The organism is Psychrobacter sp. TB20-MNA-CIBAN-0197 (assembly GCF_040309765.1).
In the GTDB taxonomy this organism is placed as follows: domain Bacteria; phylum Pseudomonadota; class Gammaproteobacteria; order Pseudomonadales; family Moraxellaceae; genus Psychrobacter; species Psychrobacter submarinus.
On the sequence record NZ_JBEOPC010000066.1, the window covers coordinates 1 to 1536 of the forward strand.

1 protein-coding gene is annotated in these 1536 nt (G+C 45.5%); it reads right to left on the reverse strand.

Annotation, left to right across the window (positions count from 1 at the left end; genetic code table 11):
• Window positions 1-1536: type I restriction endonuclease subunit R, EcoR124 family (locus AAEY83_RS12625; protein ID WP_502945159.1), on the reverse strand; the 1536-nt coding region annotated here is incomplete at both ends.

Consider the following 1536-nt stretch of genomic DNA (forward strand, 5'->3'; position numbering starts at 1 on the left):
ACTTCGTTACGGTCAGGTAGCCGCTTGCTAGTCTTATACTTTCTGAGGATCTCTTGCATGACATCGGCTTTCAGATTGTTATCTTTACATAGCTCTTGGTACGCAGCCTCCTTCTCTACGTCCCAAAAGTGTGCAAAAGCCTCCTCTACTGTCTGACCATCTGGCATTTTAGGCATCTGCTCCTTGATGAACTTTTGGATAAGCTCTTGCTTGTCGCGGAAGGTCGGCTCATTCATGATTAAATCGTTCACCTGGGCTTGGTACTGGGCTGCCTTCTCTTCGTTGCCATCGTCTTGCTGCTTATTGGCTTGCTTGAGTAGCTCTAGTATGTAGCCGACATTGATACGATCGCTATGTAGCATTTCAATCTGAAAGTTGATGTCATCGAGTATTGAGGTTTTATCCTGGCTATTCTTGTTCTGGGTGCGAATGTTGCGGTATAGGTCTATATATTTACTGGCAAAATTGGCGAAGTCTTCTTTATTCAGATCTGTATCAGCCTGGTCGTAGTCTACGAAGGTACCTAACTGCTCGTTATAGCGCATCACTTCACGAAAGGCTTTGATAAATGCTAACTGCTCATCTTCAGTCTCTAGTGTATCAACGGCCTTATAATCAGCGCAGATGTCTAAAAGGGTCTTAGCGGCTTGATCGTAGTGCTTTCGTAGCTCATGCATTTCAGGAATGACGGCGATATCTTTCGCTTGCTTGTTGGCAAACAGGGCTAGAGCGTCGTCGGTGTTTTGCTTTAGGTTACGAAAGCAGACGATATTACCAAAGGGCTTTTTATCGTTATAGATACGGTTGGTGCGTGAGAAGGCTTGTACCAGACCATGGTACTTTAGGTTCTTATCCACGTATAGCGTATTTAAGGTTTTGGCGTCGAATCCTGTCAGAAACATGTTCACGACGATCAGAATATCGATCTTGCGCTGTTTTACTTTGGTGGCGATATCACGATAGTAAGGATAGTAGTTCTTGCCTGAATCAAAGTTTGTAGCGAATGTATGATTGTATTGGCCAATGTAGCGATCTAACTTGTCGCGGCTGCTCTCATCAATTTGGGCAGGGGTTTCAAAGCTGGACTCTGCAATGAGCCCATTGTCTTCGAAACTGGCATCGGTCGCTTCGTTGGCCGCATAAGAAAATATCGTAGCAATGGTGAGTGGCTTGAATGTAGGGTCATCGGCTTGCTTTTGCGCTTGAATACGCTCAAAAGCGTCGTAGTACTGCGTGAGTATATCAACGGAGCTGACGCAAAATATGGCGTTAAACTCGCGGCGTTTGGTCTTGGTGTCATGCTTTTCGATGATATAGCGAGCGATATCATCAATGCGTTTAGGGTCGTTATAGACCTCTTGAGTGTCAATGGCGGTGACTTTTTCATCGGCAGCACTGTCGTTTTTGGTGAATTTACCCACATAGTCAATCTGAAAGGGCAGCACGTTTCTGTCACGAATGGCATCCACGATGGTGTAGCGGTGCAAGCACTCATCAAATAGGTAGGCGGTAGTGAGCTTAAGCCCAGCTTTGTTG